Annotated in this window: 13 protein-coding genes, 1 tRNA gene, 1 pseudogene and 1 riboswitch; of the genes and pseudogenes, 8 read left to right on the top strand and 7 right to left on the bottom strand. The window is 58.1% G+C overall.

Features of this window, described 5'->3' with window-relative positions:
* From CFR78_RS14945 to CFR78_RS14935, 3 genes and pseudogenes are all read right to left on the bottom strand, one after another.
* A pseudogene (locus CFR78_RS14945) lies at positions 1–750 on the bottom strand (IS3 family transposase); the annotation flags it as partial.
* Between the two features lie 15 nt (positions 751–765).
* On the bottom strand, positions 766–1,821 hold the full coding sequence (locus tag CFR78_RS14940) for a methionine synthase (RefSeq protein WP_110581324.1): 1,056 nt from the start codon (positions 1,819–1,821) through the stop codon (positions 766–768).
* Between the two features lie 27 nt (positions 1,822–1,848).
* The gene (locus CFR78_RS14935) at positions 1,849–2,832 is read right to left on the bottom strand and encodes a DUF1852 domain-containing protein (RefSeq protein ID WP_034931884.1); all 984 of its coding nucleotides are present in this window, start codon (positions 2,830–2,832) and stop codon (positions 1,849–1,851) included.
* 359 nt (positions 2,833–3,191) lie between these two features.
* Positions 3,192–3,423: riboswitch (cobalamin riboswitch) on the top strand.
* A 327-nt stretch (positions 3,424–3,750) separates the two neighbouring features.
* Here CFR78_RS14935 and CFR78_RS14930 point away from each other — a divergent pair.
* The 3 genes from CFR78_RS14930 to CFR78_RS14920 all read left to right on the top strand — a co-directional run bounded on the left by CFR78_RS14930 (position 3,751) and on the right by CFR78_RS14920 (position 5,635).
* Entirely contained in the window at positions 3,751–4,845 is a 1,095-nt protein-coding gene (locus tag CFR78_RS14930) for an aromatic ring-hydroxylating oxygenase subunit alpha (protein ID WP_051672108.1), read from the top strand.
* Positions 4,842–5,243: a hypothetical protein gene (locus tag CFR78_RS14925; protein ID WP_181417553.1), complete on the top strand. Its 402-nt coding sequence runs from the start codon at positions 4,842–4,844 to the stop codon at positions 5,241–5,243. Before CFR78_RS14930 ends, CFR78_RS14925 begins: the two co-directional genes overlap by 4 nt.
* Before the next feature lie 113 nt (positions 5,244–5,356).
* On the top strand, positions 5,357–5,635 hold the full coding sequence (locus tag CFR78_RS14920) for a hypothetical protein (protein ID WP_228120877.1): 279 nt from the start codon (positions 5,357–5,359) through the stop codon (positions 5,633–5,635).
* Between the two features lie 257 nt (positions 5,636–5,892).
* Here the strand turns inward: CFR78_RS14920 and CFR78_RS14915 are convergent, their stop codons facing one another.
* Positions 5,893–6,255: a winged helix-turn-helix transcriptional regulator gene (locus CFR78_RS14915; RefSeq protein WP_034927508.1), complete on the bottom strand. Its 363-nt coding sequence runs from the start codon at positions 6,253–6,255 to the stop codon at positions 5,893–5,895.
* A gap of 115 nt (positions 6,256–6,370) precedes the next feature.
* Between CFR78_RS14915 and CFR78_RS14910 the strand changes: the two genes are divergently transcribed.
* The gene (locus CFR78_RS14910) at positions 6,371–7,495 is read left to right on the top strand and encodes an alkene reductase (protein WP_034927511.1); all 1,125 of its coding nucleotides are present in this window, start codon (positions 6,371–6,373) and stop codon (positions 7,493–7,495) included.
* A gap of 16 nt (positions 7,496–7,511) precedes the next feature.
* Entirely contained in the window at positions 7,512–8,882 is a 1,371-nt protein-coding gene (locus CFR78_RS14905) for an NAD-dependent succinate-semialdehyde dehydrogenase (protein WP_034927514.1), read from the top strand.
* A 197-nt stretch (positions 8,883–9,079) separates the two neighbouring features.
* Here CFR78_RS14905 and CFR78_RS14900 read toward each other — a convergent pair whose 3' ends face one another.
* Entirely contained in the window at positions 9,080–9,727 is a 648-nt protein-coding gene (locus tag CFR78_RS14900; protein ID WP_034927517.1) for an SOS response-associated peptidase, read from the bottom strand.
* A 12-nt stretch (positions 9,728–9,739) separates the two neighbouring features.
* Complete coding sequence (locus CFR78_RS14895; protein ID WP_051671984.1) at positions 9,740–11,842, bottom strand: ATP-dependent helicase; 2,103 nt, start codon at positions 11,840–11,842, stop codon at positions 9,740–9,742.
* Positions 11,843–11,998: 156 nt separating this feature from the next.
* Between CFR78_RS14895 and CFR78_RS14890 the strand changes: the two genes are divergently transcribed.
* Genes CFR78_RS14890 through CFR78_RS14880 form a run of 3 tightly spaced genes read left to right on the top strand, consistent with a single transcriptional unit; the run spans position 11,999 to position 17,401 of the window.
* Entirely contained in the window at positions 11,999–12,793 is a 795-nt protein-coding gene (locus tag CFR78_RS14890) for an ImuA family protein (RefSeq protein ID WP_034927520.1), read from the top strand.
* Complete coding sequence (locus CFR78_RS14885; RefSeq protein ID WP_228120942.1) at positions 12,678–14,231, top strand: DNA polymerase Y family protein; 1,554 nt, start codon at positions 12,678–12,680, stop codon at positions 14,229–14,231. The genes CFR78_RS14890 and CFR78_RS14885 overlap by 116 nt, the downstream gene beginning before the upstream one ends.
* Positions 14,228–17,401 carry an error-prone DNA polymerase gene (locus CFR78_RS14880; protein ID WP_034927523.1) on the top strand — a complete coding sequence of 1,058 codons (3,174 nt, stop codon included), beginning with the start codon at positions 14,228–14,230 and terminating at the stop codon, positions 17,399–17,401. The genes CFR78_RS14885 and CFR78_RS14880 overlap by 4 nt, the downstream gene beginning before the upstream one ends.
* Positions 17,402–17,571: 170 nt before the next feature.
* On the opposite strand, the gene CFR78_RS14875 is transcribed toward CFR78_RS14880, so the two are convergent.
* Positions 17,572–17,648: transfer RNA gene (locus tag CFR78_RS14875), tRNA-Met, on the bottom strand.
* Positions 17,649–17,670: the final 22 nt, after the last annotated feature.

Below are 17,670 nucleotides of genomic sequence, written 5' to 3'. Positions count from 1 at the left end.
AGGACAGGACCTTGCGCGTGAACCAGTCCATGATCGCCACGAGATAGAGAAATCCCCGTTTCATGGGAATATATGTGATATCGGAACACCAGACCTGGTCAGGCCGATTGATGACCAGATCCCGTAGCAGATATGGATATTTCCGATGCTCCGGATGGGGCACGGTCGTGCGCGGCTTCTGGTAGATCGCCCGCAGGCCCATGATCGCCATGAGCCGCCGGACCCGCTTGCGGCCCACTTCATGTCCCTGGCGGCGCAGATGCCATGTCATCTGCCGTGAGCCATAATACGGCGTTTCCAGGAACTGGGCGTCGATCAGCCGCATCAGCTCCAGATTGGCTTCGCTCTGTGGCACAGGCCGATAGTAGACGCCCGACCGGTTGAGTTGCAGCAGCGTGCATTGCCGGATTATCGGCAGGCATGCTCTCTTCGGGTCAATCATCTGCCGCCTCTGATCACGCCCAACCGAGCAGAGGCATCCCGCAAAAAATCCCGTTCCACCAGCAACTGGCCGATCTTGGCGTGCAGTTTCTCTACATCAGCAGGGCTGACTGAAGGTTCCGTTACTGACTTACCAGAAAAAAGGCTTGCCATGCCTTCGATCGCCTGGCGCTTCCATTGGGCGATCATCGTCTGATGCACGCCATGTTTCGAAGCCAGTTCCGCCAGCGTCAGTTCCCCACGGATCGCCTCCAGCGCAACCCGTGACTTGAACTCTGCCGCATACCGTTTCCGCGTAACCTTGCCCATAAAACCCGTTCTCTCTCAGATCGGATTATAGCTTATCGCCCTGTCCGAAAAATGGGGACCACTTCTAATTTCCGCACCTGCGCCCAGAGCATCCAGCTTGCCGCGAGCCACATTACGCGGCAAAGGCGCCATACCGCAATTGGTGCAGGGATAAAGCTTGTCGGCATCCACAAATTGAAGGGCTTTTCGTAGCGTATTTGCGACTTCGTCTGGAGTTTCAATGGCATTGGTGGCTACATCAATGGCGCCGACCATGACCTTTTTCCCACGAATAAGTTCGATCAGATCCATCGGAACGCGGGAGTTCTGACATTCCAGTGAAATCAGATCGATATTGGATTTCTGCAGTTTGGGAAAGATCTCTTCATACTGCCGCCACTCTTCCCCAAGGGCATTTTTCCAGTCGATATTGGCTTTGATACCATAACCATAGCAGATATGGACGGCGGTTTCGCATTTCAGTCCTTCAATAGCCCGCTCCAAAGTGGCGATGCCCCAGTCATTGACCTCATCAAAAAAAACATTGAAGGCAGGCTCATCGAACTGGATGATGTCGACACCAGCCGCTTCCAGTTCTTTCGCTTCCTGATTGAGAATTTTGGCGAATTCGCAGGCCAGTTTTTCGCGGCTTTTGTAGTGGCCATCATGGAGCGTGTCGATCATGGTCATGGGACCGGGGAGCGCCCACTTGATGGGCTTCTTCGTCAGCGTGCGTAAAAACTTCGCATCCTCGACAAAAACAGGCTTCTCGCGCGTTACAGCGCCTATGACTGATGGCACGCTCGCATCGTAGCGGTTGCGAATTTTGACCGTCTGGCGATTCTCGAAATCTACACCATTGAGATGTTCAATGAACGTCGTGACGAAATGCTGACGCGTTTGTTCACCGTCACTGACGATATCGATCCCAGCGCGGTCCTGATCGTCCAGTGTCAGGCGTAGCGCATCCTGTTTGCCTTCGACCAGTTCCTCTCCGTGCAATTTCCAGGGCGACCACAGGGTCTCAGGCTGTGCGAGCCATGAGGGTTTGGGCAGACTACCAGCCGTTGAGGTGGGGAGCAGTGTTTTCATGAGAGATGACCTTGTCTTTCTGATGGATCAGCCGGCGTCACTGGCAGACCACTGTTCGAGGATATCGTGATATGGCCAGATGAAATTTTCTTCCGTATATTTTCCCTGAGCGGTTGCCAGTTGGCTCCGCTCTTCCCGGTCGTAGACAATTCGGGTGTTTGAATAATCCTGATGATTCAGGCTTGGCTGATAACAGTCAGCCGCCGCAGAATTGGCATTGTAAATTTCAGGACGGTAGACCTTCTGAAAAGATTCCATCACGCTGATGGTGCTGATCAGTTCAAGGGCAGAATAGTCAGACAGCAGATCGCCAAAAAAATAGAAGGCCAACGGTGCAGCACTATTGCGCGGCATGAAATAACGAACCTGCATACCCATTTTTTGAAAATACTGGTCTGTCAGGGAAAATTCTCGCTGCTCATATTCAACGCCGAGAACAGGATGCTGATTTTCCGTCCGATGATAGGTACGATTGGTCGAAACACTGAGGCAGATGACTGGCGGTTTTTTGAAATTCTGCTTGTAAGCAGACGAGTTCATAACGCTTTTAAAGAGATTTCCATGTAAGTCCCCATAGTTATGGGGGACACTGAATTCGGCTTTCTCTTTATTGTAAGCCGGTAACAACACGCTGAAGTCGTAATCCCGCACATACGAGGAAAAACTGTTCCCGGCGAGGCCCTCTATCCGTTTGTTGGCGTTTTTATCAACAATTGTTGTGTAGAGGACTTCGATCAGAGGAAAGCTGCCGCTTTTGCCAGAAAAGGCGAGATCCATCTCGACAGAAACGATTTCAAGTTCAAGAGTGTAGCGATCTCTGTTGGCATTATCCCAGTGCGCCAGATCATTGAACCGGTTGTCGATCATGCGCAGCACGTTGCGCAGGTTTTCCTGACGGCTTTCCCCTCTCGCCAGATTGGCAAAATTGGTCGTAAGGCGCGTCCTGTCAGAAGGATGATAGTTCTCATCGAAGCGGAGCCTATGGATACTGAATGTCGAGTCCTGAATCATTGTGGTCCTGTGTCCCTTTTCCACCCCAATCCAGAATGAGGACAATGGTGATGCATGGCATCCCCAGTTTGGCTTCTGCCTCTCTCAGGCGGTGGTGGTCATCGTCATCGCAGCTTTATGCCTGAACGTATCCGTGAGTAGAAATGATTTGATTTCATAAACACATCAATTTTGTTCATGGTAAAATGTGGCGGCGTTGTCCCCGGAAAGAACGACACCGGAAACTGATCAGCGCACTGTTTGTCTTCGGGAAATCAGGTCAATCAGACGCATGGTCTACATACGAAAAACTGATATCTGCCTTCCGCCGCTCCATGATGTTCCAGCTTGCACTCTGGATGCGTTTGGCGGCATGGTGCAAAGGCAAACGCTTCAATGGTCCCGCGCGAGCGGGTTAATAGGGAACTCCGTTATGTTCTGGTCAGACATTCGGCCAGAAGCAAAGTCGGAGGCTGCTCCCGCAACTGTAGGCGGTATGTCACTGGTTCGTTCACTTTGAACGTGAACCACTGTTCTCATAGGAACGGGAAGGTTGGAACCGGTTGGCCATGATCCGTGAGCCAGGAGACCTGCCATTGCTCAGCCACCAACCGTCGGGCGGGATGACCGAAGGGAGGAGAGAATATATGCCTGTCTGCCTTATGCCGCGGTCGTTCCTGATGAATCAGGCGGTGGCCTCTTGTCCGGACACGGTCTTCTGCTCTGTTATTCCTGACCGATATATGGACAACGCTTTTGTGCTGCTGACAGCATTGATCCGTTAGAAACTTTCGGTTCAGCCGGCGGACACTGACGCATTCTGTCCGGTAATTGATAACGAGTTATACCTGCTCAGACAAAATGCGAGAGACGACATAACGCTCCATGACTTGGGTTGCGTTGTTTCCTTTGCGCTGAGCCAGTTGAAGTGTCGAGGTAATGGAAAACGAGCTCCACCAAATTTCAGACCATTCAGCGTGCGCGGTACAGATTGATTTAAGACGTGTCAGAACCAACCCGGATTTCTGGTATCCTGTCGCCTGGTCCCGTGAATTGGGAGGGGAAAAGGCAATCGATGTCCGGTTTGCAGGACAGCATATCGTCATCGTACGTCCTAAAAGCGGCGTTCCTTATGCGCTAGATGGCCTGTGCGCCCATCGGCAGGTTCTGCTTGGCAAAGGAAAGGTTTGTGGTGACCAGATAAGCTGTCCCGCTCATGGTCTGAGATATAATCGGGACGGCCAATGTGTTTCGCCCAATGTTTCTGCCGAAGCGCAATGTCTGCGTCTCAAAAGTTGGGCCTGTCGCGAAAAAGACGGGCTTATTTTTGTTTTCATGGGGGATCAGTCTCTTGCAGAGATTGTCCCGCTCCCTGACTTTCCAAGGGTGAGAGATACGCGTTATCGCACGCGACGTTTCGGGCAGATGGTGAACTGTCATTACAGTTTCATGCATGAAAACCTGATGGATATGAATCACCAGGTCCTGCACAGTCGGTTGGTCGGAAAAATGAAGCCGCGGTTTCTGGGAATGGACCACGGTGATGATTTTGTTGAAGCCCGCTACACCTTTGCACGAACCGGCGGCAAACAGCCTTTGAGTGAGGCGCTGATCTACGGCCAGAGACGCCGTGATGGTCGGGATTTTGCCTATCGGGACGTCATGACCATCAGGACACACTATCCCTATCAGAGCCTGCGTATTGAAACGCAGGGGATTGAGGAACCCGTGATGGAGTTGTGGATCTCGTATGTGCCACAGGACCGTGAGCAAATGACCAACCGTGTTTTCGGTCTGTTGTCGATCAAACGATTGAAAGTGCCTTTTTTACTGGATCTTGCCTGGCCAATACTGGTCGCATTCACGGAGCGCGTCTTCTTTGAAGATCGCGAGATTGTCGAGCTGGAACAGGCGGCATGGAAAGACCTCGGTGGAGATCACAATCGGGAAGTCTTTCCTGTTATCAATCAACTTCGCAATCTGCTCAGGCGATGTGGTCAGGCACCGGAAAGCGCAGAAAAGGCAGCACTATGAGATTGCCTTTTATAGCACCACCTTCCCACGCTTTTCATCCTTTGCTGGAAAAGATCATTCTTCTGGCGCCTGATCGAACCTGTGTCATTTCTTTACTGGGGACAGATGCAGTTTTACCTGAAGAAGAACAATTGCAGCAGAATGGCTATGATCTTTTCCAGATGACTGTTTCCAATCTACCAACAGACCATCAGATGCGTGGTGACTATCTGGAAGCACATTTCAGGCCGCTTCTCGACACAGCGATAGAAATGGCGATGGCGCTGACTGACAGGCCAGCGCATGTGCAGGAAGCAAGTTACGTGCAAACCTATATAGCGGTTCAGAATCTGATTGGTGCACAGAAAGCTGCGATGGATCTGTATTGTCGTGTGCAAGTTGTATCAATATTTTCATGATTTTCCTTGTTACGCCCTTCTCCTTTGTTTCAGGGCGAGAGGGTCGACGTCAGTCAGTGGATGCAAGCTGAAACTATGATTTCCTGAAGAGTTTGAGCCAGAGGAGACAGGTCATGAGTAATGTTATGGATTTCCCCATCCAGAACGGGGCGGCCAGGTCCTATCTGGCTGCGAAAGATCTCACAAAAGAACAGTGCCGTTTTATTCTCTCTCTACCGATAAATGGTGAATATGGCATTCCCAGAGCGGATCGCGGCGCCATCCGTGGATCATTGATATTGATGGGATATGTCGCGGCCGGGTTTTCCGCACGCTGGGGCAGTGCTGCCGCTCGCCTTACCAGTCGAGGACGCATCGTGCATCGGAAATTGATGTCTGGTGAAAACCTTTGATGAAGTGGCATAGGATCTGAAGAGGGAAAGCTAACATAGGCCATTTGAATGGTGGCCTCGAATTTAGAATCAAAAAATTATGCGATGTCATCGGGACTGAAACTAGCCGATCACTCATGAAACAATGTCCGCTTACGGGATGACTGCATTCATGCGAACACGTCTGCAATGAGGCGACTGCTGCCCGTCCGCTCTGCTTCTGCTATACTGACAGGTATGTTGCTGCAGGAATTGTCCATAATGCTTAGCGGTCAATCTCAATCACCAGCTTTGTTCCGCTGGAGAGAATGCGCATACCGATCTCCCCATGTTTTGAGTGCCTGAATAACTGGTTTCAGGGTTTTGCCCAGATCGGTCAGGGCGTATTCCACATGCGGTGGTACCTCGGGGAAGACGGTGCGTGACACCAGGCCGTCTGCCTCGAGTTCGCGCAACTGGTTGGTCAGCATCCGCTGTGTGACATTGGGCAGGCGGCGGCGCAGTTCGCCAAACCGCAGCACCCCGTCCTCGAACAGGTGATACAGAATCAACGCCTTCCACTTGCCCCCAAACAGTTCGAGCGTGGCTTCCACCGTGCAGCCGGGGCTACAGGCCAGCGTGGTGTGACGAATGCGGGGCATGGTATCATTCCTGACACTAGTGGCGGTTTATGTGCGTTCTTGCGCACACCAGAGGGTGGGTCAATGTTTACACGCGGGCCGGACGGATGTCCTGCATTTGTGAACAAGGTTGATCATGTCTTCGTCTTCTTTATTCGATCCTGTGCGGCTGGGCGATTTGTCCCTTGAAAACCGGATCTTCCTGCCACCCCTGACACGCTGCCGCAGCACGCAACCCGGGGACATCACCAACACGCTGATGGCCGAATATTACGCGCAGCGCACACAGGCGGGGTTCCTGATTACCGAGGGCACGCAGATCGAACCCCGCGGACAGGGCTATGCCTGGACACCGGGCATCTACTCCCCTGAACAGGTCGCGGGCTGGAAACTGGTCACCAATGCGGTACACGCAAAGCGGCAGCCCATCTTTGCACAGTTGTGGCATGTCGGCCGCGTGTCCCACCGCGCTTTGCAACCTAGTCATGAGGCGCCGATCGCCCCGTCGGCGGTTGCGGCAACAGGCGTGAACGTGTTCATCCCCACGGGACCGGGCACGGGAAAGCTGGTCCCACCCGACATGCCGCGCGCACTTTCCATTCCCGAAATCCATGAACTGGTGGAGATGTATGCACAGGCGGCACGCAATGCACTGTCCGCCGGGTTTGATGGTGTGGAGATTCACGCCGCCAATGGTTACCTGATCAACCAGTTCCTATCCGAACGCGCCAATTTCCGTACCGATGCTTATGGCGGCAGCCTGTCCAACCGCCTGCGCTTCCTGCGCGAGGTGGTCGAAGCCGTCTCCGCCGTGGTTACGCCCGACAGGCTGGGCGTGCGATTTTCCCCACTGTTCGGCACGACCACGGAAGAGCGTGTCTATCTTGGCCTGCTGGAGGACAATCCGGCGGAGACCTACACGCAGGCCGTGCGCGTGCTGGCGGATGCGGGCATCGCCTATGTCTCGCTCGCCGAAGCCGACTGGGATAATGCGCCGGAAATGCCGGACACCTTCCGAGCCAGTGTGCGCGACATCTTCGACGGCCGCATCCTGTGCGCGGGCCGTTACGACCTGCACAAAGCCCAGCATGTGCTGGCACATGGATGGGCGGACATGATCGGCTTTGGCCGGAAGTTTATCGCCAATCCGGACCTGCCTGCGCGGCTGGAACACGGCTGGCCGTTCAACTCGCTGGACCCGGCGACGATGTATGGCGGCGGCGCGCATGGCTACACCGACTACCCGTTCCATAATCAATAAACAGGGAAACAGACCAATGAGTTTTTACCAAACCCTCAACCCGACCACGGAAACCGTGGAACGCACGTTTGAACTACATACCGCCGCGCAGATGAAGGCGATTGTCGATCGCGCGGACCATGTGTGGAAGACCGACTGGAAAAAATGCGACATCGCCGAGCGTAAGGTCGTCATGTCAAAGGCCGCCGATCTGCTGCGTCGCGATCGTGTGGCCCATGCGCGCCTGATCGCGACCGAAATGGGCAAGGCGCTACCGGACGCGCTGGAGGAAATCGACATCACCGCCGATATTCTCTCCTTCTATGCCGATGGCGCGGAGAAATTCCTCGCTCCCACGCATCTGAAGGTCAAGGAAGGCCATGCAAAGATCATCAATCAGCCGCTTGGCCTGATCTACTGCATCGAGCCATGGAACTTCCCCTATTACCAGCTTGCCCGCGTAGCGGGGCCGAACCTGATGGCAGGTAACGTGGTCATCGCCAAGCACGCGCCCAACGTGCCGCAATGCGCGCTGGCCTTTGAAAAGCTGTTCCACGATGCGGGCGCGCCTGTGGGCGTCTATACCAACATCTTCCTCGACAACGACCAGTCAGCCGAACTGATCAAGGATGTCCGCATCCGTGGCGTCGCGCTGACCGGTAGCGAACGCGCCGGCCAGGCGGTCGCGGCCGAAGCGGGGGCGGCGCTGAAGAAGGACACGATGGAACTGGGTGGCAGTGACGCCTTCGTCGTGCTGGATGATGCGGACCTTGAACTGGCGGTCAAATGGGCGACATGGGGTCGCTTCGCCAATAACGGGCAGGTCTGCACGGCGGCCAAGCGGATGATCGTGCATGAGAAGGTCTATGACGCCTTCCTCACCGGTCTGAAAAAGGCGATCACGCAGTTCCGCATCGGCGATCCGCTGGCTGAGGGCACCACCCATGGCCCGATGAGCAGCAAAAAGGCGCTGGACACTGCGCTGGCGCAGACTGACGAAGCCGTTAAGGCAGGGGCAACTCTGGTGGTTGGCGGCAAGCGGATGGATCGCAAGGGGTTCTTCATGGAGCCGACTATCCTGACGAATGTCTCCAAAGACAATCCGGTCTTCTATCAGGAGATTTTCGGCCCCGTTGCGGTCGTGCACAAGGTCGCGTCAGAGCATGAAGCCATCGAACTGGCCAATGATTCCCCCTATGGTCTCGGCGGGTCCGTGTTCTCCCGCGACCTTGCTCGCGCCGAAAAAGTGGCGGAACAGGTCGAGACCGGCATGATGTTCATCAACACCGCAACGGCTGCAGCGCCTGAACTGCCCTTTGGCGGGATCAAAAATTCGGGTTTTGGTCGCGAACTGTCTTTCCTGGGCATCGAGGAGTTTATCAACCGCAAGCTGATCCGCGTTGCCTAAAGATTAGGCGAATGCTGCGCCCTGTCCCAGATAAAAACCTATCCGGGACAGAGGTGTACTACTCACCAAGTTAAATATCGCCTGCGGGTCAAGTGATATTGGGAAATGATATCTATCTGCTTTGCCAACCGTACGATTAGTCATCGAATGACCGGGATGAGGCGAAAGCGGCAAGTAATCTTTCGCCTTCATGGCCGTCATTCCAAAGAACGCCGGACTTCAACACGGACCAACAGATCATCTGGCAGAGGCCGCTGAAGCTGCAGAGCCTCCTCCGCTGGCGCATTCATCCACACATCCAGTTCATCCGGCTGCGTCAGGATCACAGGCATGGCCTTCGGATGAACCGCGCCCACTTCCCGGTTGGCCTCAGTGGTCAGAAAACCGAACAGGTCATCCGTCGTCTCCCCGTCCGCCAGTTTCCGCACCGACGTCCACCGGCACCAGATCCCGGCAAAGAAAGCCAGCGGCTCACCGTCGCTGCGGACAAACCACGCAGGCCGTGATTTGCCATTAGGCAAACGCTCCGGTTCCGAAAAGGCGGTCAGCGGCACTAGACAGCGATGCGCCACCCCTTCCCAGCGCTTCCACCATGTCGAGGTCGGATTGCGGATATTGGTCATACCGCGATCCACTTTATGGCCTTTCAGGTAACCGGGCGGTGTCGGCATGCCCCAGCGCGCCATGACCAGTTCACGGCCATTGTCTCCATTCCGCACAACCGGTGCCATCGTGTTCGGGTAAATCTCGGGCAATGGCTGGAGATTCCCCGTGCGATCCTCGAGGACTTTTGCAACGTCCTTGATCGCCTGTGGGTTGGAAGTCATGGAATAGAGATTGCACATCCGCCTGTCCCCTTACGACCACATGCCGCGCAGGCGGGCGGCCATGTCGATCCGCACCGAATTCACCGCCTCCTGCCGGGCCTGCTCTTCCGGCTTCACGACGGGCCACGACACAGCCTCGAACAAGGGCAGCATGTCCCGGTCGATGAAACGGGTGCGTGAGGCATAGACATGCCGGTCGCCCCGGCTGTGCTGGCCATGCACATAGAAACGCTGCGGCACCATGATATCGAGACTGTCCTTCGCCCGCGTCATGGCGACATACAGCAGCCGGCGCTCCTCCTCGATGTCATCCTGCTCGCCTGTCGCCAGATCGGACGGAATGCAGCCATCCACCACATTCATCACGAAGACATTCTTCCATTCCTGCCCCTTGGCGGAATGGATCGTCGAGAGGATCAGGTAATCCTCATCCAGCAGCGGCACGCCAGCCTGGTCGGACGTGGCATCCGGCGGGTCCAGCGTCAGTTCGGTCAGGAACTTCTCGCGTGACGGATAGCCGCCGGCGATCTGCTCCAGCTGCACCAGATCGGCCAGACGGGTGGAAGCGTCCTCATGTAGACGCTCCAGATGCGGTTCATACCAGTAGCGCACAGCCGCGATCTCGCCCGGCCAGCCGACCTGATGGCCGCCAAGAGCGGTCAGCAGATTCACAAACCCCGTCCAGGCCTCGCCACTGCGCGGTGGTGCTTTCACGTCCCGCAGCGCATCGAAGGGATGGGCATTCTCGCCCATTGTATCCAGCACGCGCCGGGCTGAGGTCGGCCCCACGCCCGGCAGAAGCTGCAGAATCCGGAAGCCCGCAATGCGGTCGCGCGGGTTCTGGGCAAAGCGCAGCAGGGCCAGCACATCCTTGACATGGGCGCTGTCGAGAAACTTCAGGCCGCCAAACTTCACGAACGGGATGTTGCGCCTTGTCAGTTCCACCTCCAGCGTGCCGCTATGGTGCGAAGCCCGGAACAGCACCGCCTGCTGCTTCATCCGTGTGCCGGCCTCACGCTCTTCCAGCACCCGATCCGCGATGTAATTGGCCTGCGCCGTGTCGTCCTGGATGGTGACCAGTCGTGGCTTTTCCTCCGACGCCCGTTCGGTCCACAGATCCTTGGTGAACCGCTCGGCTGCTTCCCCGATCACGGCGTTGGCGGCATCCAGAATGGGTTTCGTGGAACGATAGTTCCGGTCCAGCGTCACGACGCATGCTGGAGGATCGAAAGACGCCGGAAAATCGAGAATGTTGCGCACGGTCGCGGCCCGGAAAGCATAGATCGACTGCGCGTCGTCGCCCACCACCGTAAGGCCGCGTCCATCCGGCTTCATGCCCAGCAGGTTCTCCGCCTGCAGCCGGTTGGTGTCCTGATACTCGTCAACCAGCACATGATCCCATTTGCCGCCGATATCGGCGGCCAGTACCGGATCGCTGACCATCTGCGCCCAGCACAGCAGCAGGTCGTCATAATCCAGCACGCCCTGTTCCTGTTTCGCCGTGACATAGCCTGCAAACAGCTGTTTGAGCTGGGCTTCCCAGCCCGCGCACCACGGATAGTGCTTAAGCAATACATCGGCGAGCGGTGCGCCGGAATTCACCACGCGGGAATAGATGGCAAGACACGTACCCTTGCCGGGGAACCGCTTCTCGGTTTTCGAAAACCCCAGATCATGGCGGATCAGATTCATCAGGTCAGCAGAATCTTCCCGATCATGGATCGAAAACGCCGGGTCCATGCCAATCTGCTGGGCATACTCCCGCAGCAGCCGCGCACCGATGGAGTGGAACGTCCCGGCCCAGGCCAACGCGTCAGCCAGAGGTCCGGCTTTGCCGCCGAGCACCGTTTTGCAAATGCGCTCTACCCGTCGCGTCATCTCTACACTGGCCCGCCGCGAGAAGGTCAGCAGCAGGATGCGGCGCGGATCGGCGCCTGAGGCGATCAGATGCGCGACCCGATGGGCCAGTGTGTTGGTCTTGCCCGATCCGGCGCCAGCAATGACCAGCAGAGGGGATGAATCCGCCCCGCCCGGCGAGACTCCGGTCCCGTGCGTGACGGCCTGCCGCTGCGCGTCATTCAGACGGGACAGATAATCGTCGCTGCCCGAAGCGGGAGAAAGTTCTGGATTCAATTCCTTAGCGCACTTTCATCAACGATACTGATCCAACATCGGATACCAGCATGCCGGATACGGAGCGAATTTGCATTGACTTGCGTAGCATGATTAGAACAAATCAGGAACATATAATCATGAAATACGCCTGCACAAGGACCGTCGAGCCGTGACATGACTGCTGAAATCCATAAAAAACCCGGTCTGGAGACGCTGCGGGCCGCAATCAGCCGTCTCGAAGGGCACAGCGACCGACGCCGCACGGTGCTGCCTTTTGGCGTGCGCGAGATCGACAGCCGCCTGCCCGGTGGCGGGCTGGCGCTCGGTGCCCTTCATGAAGTGGCCGGCGGTGGGAATGACGCCTTGCACAGTGCCGCCGCCGGTCAGTTCTGCGCCGGGATTGCGGCTCGCACACGTGGCAAGGTGCTCTGGATCGTCACCCGCCAGGATGTGTTCGCCCCCTCCCTGAAACAGGTCGGGCTTTCTGCTCGGCGGACCATTTTTGTCGAGGCCAGTTCGGATGTCGATGTGCTGGCCTGCTTCGAGGAAGGGCTGCGGCATGGTGGCCTGGGGGCCGTGGTCGCCGAGGTGGCGCGTCTGTCCATGACCGCCTCACGTCGCCTGCAACTGGCGGCCGAGACATCCGGCTCTCTGGGCATCGCGATACGCCGCTGGCGACGACAGACTGATGCGGCGGATTTCGGCCAGCCGACTGCCAGTGTGACCCGATGGCGGGTGTCCGTCCTGCCATCCGTGCCGTTGCCGGTGCCCGGTGTGGGACGGCCCCGCTGGCTGCTGGAACTGATCCGTGCCCGGGCGGGTGAATGTGCCGATTTTGAAGTGGAGGCCTGTGATGCCAAAGGAAGGCTCGCCCCCTGTATCCCGGTCGCGGATCGTCTCGCTTTACCTGCCACTCTGGGCGACCGACCGGATCAGGAAACGACTTGGACCAGACGCGCCCGCGCCTGAAACGCCGCTGGCGCTGGCCGGGCGCGAAGGACGGCGACGGATTGTCTTGTCGGTCGATCTCGCCGCCCGGAAGCTGGGGCTGCGCCCCGGCACGCCGGTCGCCAAGGCTCAGGCGCTCTATCCCGATCTGGTGCTGATGGACGCCGATCCCGAGGACGACCGACTGGGTCTGGAAAAGCTGGCGCTATGGTTCCAGCACAGGATCGCGCCCATCGTGGCCGTCGATGCGCCGGACGGCCTGGTTCTGGACACGACCGGGGCGGATCACCTGCATGGCGGTGAACTTCCCATGCTCAAGGACATGGTTCATCGCATGGCGGGCGCCGGGTTCCGGGCAAAGGCCGTGGTGGCGGAGACGTGGGGCGCTGCGCACGCCATCGCCCGCTATGGCCGGGTACCGATTGCCGTTGTGCAGGCCGGTGATGCGTCAAAGGCACTGGCCGATCTTCCCCTTGAGGCGCTGCGCCTGCCCCCCACCATTATCGAAGGTCTGGCCACGCTGGGTGTGTCGCGCATCGGACCACTGGCCGCCATGCCACGGGCACCCCTAGCGCTGCGGTTCGGTCCTGATATCGCCCGCAGGCTGGATCAGGCCTTTGGACGCATCGGGGAAGCCATCCTTCCGGTCCGTCCCGTCGATCCAGTCGAGGTCAGCCGGAACTTTGCCGAACCCATCGGCGCTGCTGAGACCATCGCGCGCTATATCGGCAAGCTGGTGCCGCTGCTCTGCCAGGGGCTGGACGAACGTGGACAGGGCGTGCGCCGCCTCGACCTGCTGCTGCATCGCGTGGACAGTCGCACCGAAGCGATCCGTGTGGCGACCGCCATGCCCGTACGGGACGTGAAACGTCTGACGCGGCTGCTGTGCGAGAAAATTGAAACGATCAATCCGGGCTTCGGCATCGAGCGCATGGTGCTGATCGCGTCACAGGCGGAACCCATGGACCGGCGGCAGACGGTCTCCTCCCTGATTGCCGAGGAAGAGACCGATGTGTCTGATCTGGTCGACACACTGGCCAACCGTGTGGGTATGCAGGCGCTCTATCGGTTTGCCCCGGTGGAAAGTGATCTGCCCGAACGCTCCTTCTGCCGCGTGCCCGCTCTGGCCCCCGAGGAGACGAAGGACTGGCCGGATCACTGGCCGCGTCCGACGCGCCTGCTCGCACGACCTGAGCCGGTGCAGGCCATGGCGGAACTGCCGGACCAGCCGCCGCTGTTCTTCATCTGGCGAGGGGTGCGGCGGAAAGTGAAATGCGCTGACGGCCCGGAGCGGGTCTTTGGTGAATGGTGGAAGAATGATGCTGAACTGACCATCGACCGGGATTACTTCCGGGTGGAGGACACGTCTGGAGAGCGCTTCTGGCTCTACCGGGCGGGTGATGGCGAGCATGGCGAGACCGGCTCGCAGGGCTGGTTCTTGCACGGAATCTTCGGATGACCATATCCGCACCGCGTTATACCGAACTACAGGTCACGACCTATTTCTCGTTCCTGCGCGGGGCATCCTCCCCGATCGAACTGTTCGAACAGGCCAAGGCACTTGGTATGGAGGCGCTCGGTATCTGCGACCGCAATTCTCTGGCCGGCATGGTACAGGCGCATGTGGCGGCGAAACAGGCGGGGCTCCGGCTTGTCGTGGGATGCCGTCTCGATCTGGCGGATTTTCCGCCCGTGTTGGTCTACCCGACGGACCGGGCCGCCTATGGCCGGTTGTGTCGTCTGCTCACCATCGGTAAGGCGCGCGCTGGCAAAGGGAAATGCCATCTGCTCTGGGAGGATCTCGTCACCTGGGGTGAAGGCCTGATCGTTGTCCTGATCCCCGACACGGCGGATGATGCCTGCGGTCTGCATCTGCGCAAGCTGAAGGACGCCTTTGCTGACCGTGCCTATATGGCGCTCACCCTGCTACGCCGTCCCAATGACCCGATGCGGCTGTATGAGCTTGCCAACCTGGCGCATCAGGCACGGGTGCCAACCGTTGTGACCAATGACGTGCTGTTCCATACCCACGACCGGCGCATCCTTCAGGATGTCGTCACCTGCATCCGGCATAACACCACCATCGACGAGGCCGGGTTCGTCCGCGAGCGTCACGCGGACCGCTATCTCAAACCGCCACAGGAAATGGCCCGGCTGTTCAGCCGTTACCCTGAAGCCGCCGCCCGCACCATGGATATCGTGGAGCGCTGCCGCTTCTCGCTCGATGATCTGGCCTACCAGTATCCTGATGAAGTCTCCGTACCTGGCCAGACACCCCAGCAGGCGCTGGAGGCGCTGACCTGGGAGGGCGCCCGTTCCGTCTATCCGGATGGCGTACCGGATGACGTGGCGGAAACGCTCCGCCATGAACTCGGCCTGATCGGGCGCATGGCCTACGCGCCCTATTTCCTGACCGTGAACAGCATTGTCCGCTATGCCCGCTCTCAGGATATTCTCTGTCAGGGACGCGGCTCGGCGGCCAATTCTGCCGTCTGCTACGTGCTCGGCATCACAGCCATCGACCCCGCCCGTAATTCGCTGCTGTTCGAGCGCTTCGTCTCCGAAGAGCGGGGCGAGCCGCCGGACATCGACGTGGATTTCGAGCATGCACGGCGCGAGCAGGTCATCCAGTGGGTGTATGAGCATTACGGACGTGACCGCGCGGCCCTGACAGCCGTGGTGATCCGCTATCGCGCCAAAGGGGCTTTGCGGGATGTTGGCAAGGTCATGGGCCTGCCGGAAGACCTGATCCGCACGCTCTCGGGCCAGACTCATGGTTGGGGCCACAGGCTGGACGATGACGCCCTGACTGATAGTGGCATTGATCTGTCAGACCGCCGTATCCGCCTGACGCTTGATCTGGCCCGCTGCCTGATCGGCGTACCCCGTCATCTGTCACAGCATCCCGGGGGATTTGTGCTGACGCATGACCGGCTGGATGAGCTTGTGCCCATTGAGCCTGCGTCGATGGAGCAGCGCCAGATCATCGAATGGGACAAGGATGATATCGACGTCCTGAAATTCATGAAGGTCGATATTCTGGCCCTTGGCATGCTGACCTGCATGAAGAAAGGTCTGGACCTGCTGGCGGCGCACAAAGGCCAACACTTTACGCTCCAGGCCCTCCCGGCCGAGGATCCGCGCACCTACGCCATGATCCGCAAGGCCGACACGATCGGCGTGTTCCAAATTGAATCCCGCGCGCAGATGTCCATGCTGCCGCGCCTGAAGCCGCGTGTGTTCTATGATCTCGTCATTGAGGTCGCGATCGTGCGTCCCGGCCCTATACAGGAGGATATGGTCCATCCCTATCTCCGCAGGCGCGAAGGGATCGAACCGGAAAACTATCCGACACCTGAACTGGAAAAGGTTCTGAAAAAGACGCTCGGTATCCCGTTGTTTCAGGAACAGGCGATGCAGGTCGCCATGATCTGTGCAGGGTTTACCGCCGCCGAGGCCGATCAGTTGCGTCGCGCGATGGCGACTTTCAAGAATACCGGTACCGTCTCGCAGTTTCAGACACGCCTGATCGAAGGCATGCGCGCCAATGGGTATGATGAGGAATTCGCCGAGCGGATCTATCAGCAACTGGAAGGCTTCGGTTCTTACGGATTTCCCGAGAGCCACGCGGCCAGTTTCGCCATTCTGGCCTACTCGTCGTCATGGATGAAATGCACCCATCCGGATGTGTTTCTGACCTCACTCCTGAACAGCCAGCCGATGGGGTTCTATGCGCCGGCACAACTGGTCCGCGATGCGCGGGAACACGGCGTGGAGGTCAGGCCTGTCTGCGTGAATGCTTCACGCTGGGACAGCACACTGGAAGGGCCGGAAACACCGGAGGGTCGCTTCGCCGTGCGGCTGGGCATCAGTCTGGTCAAGGGCCTGGCCAATGACGATGCGGCCCGGATTGTTGCCGCACGAGCCTCCCGTCCCTTTACATCCATTGATGATCTGTGGCGTCGGGCTGGCGTGAAGTCGGCAGCCCTGACCCATCTGGCCGAAGCGGACGCGTTCCGCCCTTCGCTCGGGCTGACACGGCGCGAGGCGCTCTGGGCGATCAAAGCTCTGCGCGATGAACCCCTGCCCCTGTTTGCGGCTGCGGAAGTAACGCGTGAAGCGGAGGAGCCGGATGTGTTGCTGCAGCCCATGCGGGATGGCGCCGAGGTAGTGCGGGACTATAACCGGCTTGGCCTGACCCTGCGGGACCATCCCCTCGCATTTCTTCGCAGGGATCTGCGAGAACGGGACATCGTCACCTGTCGGCAGGCGCTGGCGGCAAAGGATGGGAAGCGTCTCACCGTGGCAGGGCTGGTGCTGGTTCGGCAGCGACCAGGGTCTGCCGAAGGCGTGGTGTTCATGACGCTGGAGGACGAGACAGCCAACATGAACGTCATCATCTGGCCGGATATGTTCGATGCAAACCGGCGCGTGGTGCTTGGTGGGCAGATGCTGGCGGTGACGGGCATGCTCCAGAAGGAAGGTGACGTCGTGCATCTGGTAGCAAAAGAGATCACCGACCTTTCCGGGTTGCTCGCAGACATCGGTAATCGCTCCTCTGCTGAGAGCACCCATGACAGCGATTCCGCCGGTGAGCGCATCGTCGTCAGATCGCGTAATTTCCACTGATCGATAAGGCTGCCGACAAAGATCACGCCATCGTGAAACGCCCCGATTTCAGTCCTATCTACGCTGGAGTTTCACTCCCATTTGCATCCTATACGCATCCTGCGCGCGGAGCAGAAACGCAAAAGGCCGCCCATGAGGCGGCCTAAGTATTTGATATTAAACGGGATTCATGGTTGCGGGGGCAGGATTTGAACCTGCGGCCTTCAGGTTATGAGCCTGACGAGCTACCGGGCTGCTCCACCCCGCGGTGGTAAGGGGAGACTGGAAGA

Origin of the sequence: Komagataeibacter rhaeticus (genome assembly GCF_003207855.1) — a bacterium.
Taxonomy (GTDB): Bacteria; Pseudomonadota; Alphaproteobacteria; order Acetobacterales; family Acetobacteraceae; genus Komagataeibacter; species Komagataeibacter rhaeticus.
The sequence above is the reverse complement of the archived record's forward strand: the minus strand, read 5'-3'. Positions and strand labels throughout refer to the sequence as shown.